The organism is Actinocrinis sp., assembly GCF_035938995.1.
Classification (GTDB): Bacteria; Actinomycetota; Actinomycetes; order Streptomycetales; family Catenulisporaceae; genus DASZGI01.
The window spans coordinates 1-3580 of sequence record NZ_DASZGI010000356.1; the positions used below are offsets into that span (position 1 = coordinate 1).

A 3580-nucleotide genomic window follows, 5' to 3' on the forward strand; every position below is an offset into this window, starting at 1 on the left:
CGAGACATGCGGATCGCAAACGTCGCCGGACGTGCCGTTATGGCGCACGGCAAGGAGCCCATCGACGTCTTCGAGGCGAGCGGCGGCCGGTTCGGCCCCAGCCCATCGGCGGTCTTCGACCGGTGGGCGGAGTTCCGGGCCTGGGCAGACGTCGAGTACGGACCGGTTCCGGTCGTGCGCGACCCGGCTTGGCTCGCCGACGAGCACATCGGCGCGCCGAGCCCGCATCCGCGGCAGGTGTTCGCCATCGGGCTGAACTACGCTGAGCACGCGCGGGAATCGGGCTACGACCTCCCGACAACTCCGGTGGTGTTCACCAAGTTCCCGTCGTGCATCGTAGGACCACAGCACGAGCTTTCCCTGCCGCACGGCAACGTCGACTGGGAGGTCGAACTGGTCGCCGTGATCGGCGCGCACGCCTACCGGATCGACGAGGACCAGGCCCGGGCGGTGGTCGCCGGTCTCACCGTCGGGCAGGACCTGTCCGAGCGCATCATGCAGCGCTCCGGCCCGGCGCCCCAGTTCGGCCTGGCCAAGTCTTTCCCCGGCTTCGGACCCACCGGCCCGGTCCTTGTCACCCCCGACGAGTTCCCTGACCCCGACGACCTCGAAATCGGCTGCCGGCTGGGCGACGAGACCCTGCAGCTGGACCGGACCTCGGGGATGGTGTTCGGCGTTCCGGCCCTGGTTGGATGGCTCTCCCACATCACCCCTCTGTTCCCCGGCGACCTCGTCTTCACCGGCACGCCGTCCGGTATCGGGATGAGCAGGACACCGCCCCGTTTCCTCAAGCCCGGCGACGAGCTCGTCAGCCACGTCGAGGGCATCGGCCAAATCAGGCAGCAGGTCGTCGGCTCCTACGCCGTCCCCGCGCCGCCCCGTCAGACCGCAGCCGCCCTCGCCGCAGAAGGATGACGATGACCGCGGGGCGGAGGTGCCGGCCCGAAACCGCGGTTACCGGCCACAGCAGAAACGAGGAGCGGGCGCGACGCGCAGGCCGCGGCCACCGTAGCGGTACCGCTCTTCTCTAGCCTCGAGGAGTAGGCGCATGACGACAAGCTCGGATAACCGCGCCCCGGCGCCCGTCACCAAGCCCGGGTTCTACGAGATCCGCACCCCCGATCCGGAACGGCTCGTGCATTACTACCAGGACGCGCTTGGCCTCGTGGTCACCGAGCGGTCCGGAACCACGACGTACCTCACCACCGGTATCGACCATCACTGCGTGATCGTCCAGCCGGGCGAGCGTGACGGCCGCGCCGCGGTCGGCTTCGAGGTGGCCGGATCGCTCACCGATGTCCAGCGCGACCTCAAGAAGCTGGGCCTCGACGCCGAGCTGCGCTCCGACCCTCAGCCCGAGATCCGCGCCGCCCTTACGCTCCCGGAACCGGAAACGGCGACGCCGATCTACCTCTACCAGGGCCAGGAGGCCAGCGGGGTGCCGACCGCGTTCGGCATCAGGCCGACCAAGCTCGGCCATATCGCGTCGTACGTGGAAGACCTCGAGGGTGCGCAGAGCTTCTACACCGATGTGCTCGGCTTCCGGTGGTCCGACACCATCGGAGACTTCTTCACGTTCCTGCGCTGTAACGCCGATCATCACGCCATCAACCTGATGCGCAGCGTCAAGAAGCACGGGCTGTTCCACGTCGCCTTCGAGATGCGCGACATCGTGCACCTGAAAGATGCGCTCGACCACCTGGCCAGCCGGAACATCCGGCTGCAGTGGGGACCAGGCCGTCACGGCGTCGGCCACAACATCTTCACCTACCACCACGACCCCGACGGCAACCTGGTGGAGCTCTTCACCGAGATCGACATCATCCACGACGAGGCGACCGGCCAGTTCCAGCCCCGGCCGTGGCACGAGCACTGGCCGCAGGTGCCTCAGGTCTGGGGCGTCGGACTCGAGGCCGTCAACAAATGGGGCCCGATCGATCCGGAGATGATGGCGCACTGATGCGCGCGGTGGTCATGCGGGCGTTCGGAGATCCCGGCGTGCTGGAGATCGAGGAAGTGCCCGACCCCTCCCCGCAGGCGGGGGAGGCACTGGTCCGCGTCGCGGCGGTGGAGGTTTCGCGCACCCGCGATGTCGCCGCCCGCTCCGGCCGGCATCCCTTCTCGCGGCAGATTACGTTGCCGCATGTGCTGGGGGGCGACTTCGCCGGCGTCGTGGAGGCCGTCGGCGACGGCGTTGACCCCGCACTGGTGGGCCAGCGGGTCGCCGCGATGAACTCGCACACCTGCGGCGAGTGCGTCGCCTGCCGGTCGGGCCGGGAGTACGAATGCAGCCAGCTGGAGATGGTGGGCATTCACCGCTGGGGTTCCTACGCCGAGCTCACCCGGGTGCCCGTCGGCAGCCTGCACGTCCTGCCCGACGGGATCGAGATGTCCGAGGCGGCGGCGCTGGCCGCGACCGGCCCTATCGCCCTGACTCAGCTGCGGGTGGCGGCGGTGACCGCCGGCAGCGAGGTGCTCATCACCGGCGTGACGGGCGCCCTCGCCACGGTCCTTGCGGTCCTCGCGTCCAGGCTCGGCGCCCGCGTCACCGGGCTCACCCGCCGGGTCGCGGCGGTCGCGCCCGGCCTCGGCATCACCGTGCTCGATTCTGGGCGCGAGGACCTCACCCAGGCCATCTGGGAGGCAGCGGGGGGAGACGGGCCAGACTCGGTGATCGACAATGTTGCGGCGCCTGACGTGTTCGACCGCTACTTCCCGGCCCTGATGAACGGCGCGCGCATCGTGATCTCCGGTGCGATCGGGACGCCCGACCTGCCCACACTCCGGGTCCCGGCGGCGCCGCTGTATATCCGCAGCATCTCCCTGCTCGGCGTGCGCACCGCGACCGCGCGCACCACGCTGGATTTCTGGAATCTCGTGCGCGACGGGTTCCGGCTGCCGCCCGGCCTGGTGCACGAGGAGGCGCTGGAGGCCGCGGCCGCGGTGCACGACGCGGTGATCAAGGGGACCGCGGTGGGCCACACCGTGCTCCGGGTCAGCGACAGCGTGGCCTGAATGTCCGCGGACGGCCGGGCCGAGAAGAGCCCTCAGCAGGGAATCCAGTCGATCGAGGTCGGCGCGCAGGTGCTGCGTGCGCTTGAGGCCGGCGCCCGGCGTAACGCGCCGGCTCCTACCCGACTACAAAGGTGGTGACAATGACGACCGGACTGCTCCTTGTGCAATACACAGCCGATGGCACGGTCAGGGCGGGGGTGCAGCACGACGGTGTGGTCCGCGCGCTGCCCGGGAACTGGCCGGACACCGTGCTCGCGATCCTTGACGCGTGGCCCGAATGGAACGGACAACTTCGGGCTCTCGATCCACACGCACTCCCGATCGTTCCGGATGCCCGGCTTGTCGCTCCCGTCACCTTCCCGCGGAAGGTTCTGTGCGCCGGCGCGAACTACTACTCCCACGCCGAGGAGATGAAGACGGCGCGCCCCGATCCCCGCGCCGCGCCGTTCTTCTTCATGAAACCCCCGACGACCACCATCGGTGGCCCGGTCACGTCGGTGCCATTGCCCCGCGGCGAGGCCCCGGATTATGACTGGGAGGGCGAGCTGGCCATCGTGATCGGCCG

The 3580-nt window shown here is 69.6% G+C and carries 4 protein-coding genes; all 4 read left to right on the plus strand.

Annotated elements, in window-relative coordinates; genetic code table 11:
• The coding region (locus VGZ32_RS25020; protein WP_326888643.1) for a fumarylacetoacetate hydrolase family protein at window positions 1-915 on the plus strand (915 nt) is incomplete at its 5' end.
• 133 nt (window positions 916-1048) lie between these two features.
• A complete protein-coding gene (locus VGZ32_RS25025; RefSeq protein WP_326888644.1) occupies window positions 1049-1960 on the plus strand; it encodes a VOC family protein in 912 nt (303 codons plus the stop codon).
• Entirely contained in the window at window positions 1960-3015 is a 1056-nt protein-coding gene (locus VGZ32_RS25030) for a quinone oxidoreductase family protein (RefSeq protein WP_326888645.1), read from the plus strand. The genes VGZ32_RS25025 and VGZ32_RS25030 overlap by 1 nt, the downstream gene beginning before the upstream one ends.
• Window positions 3016-3155: 140 nt before the next feature.
• On the plus strand, window positions 3156-3580 hold a 425-nt coding region (locus VGZ32_RS25035), incomplete at its 3' end, for a fumarylacetoacetate hydrolase family protein (RefSeq protein ID WP_326888646.1).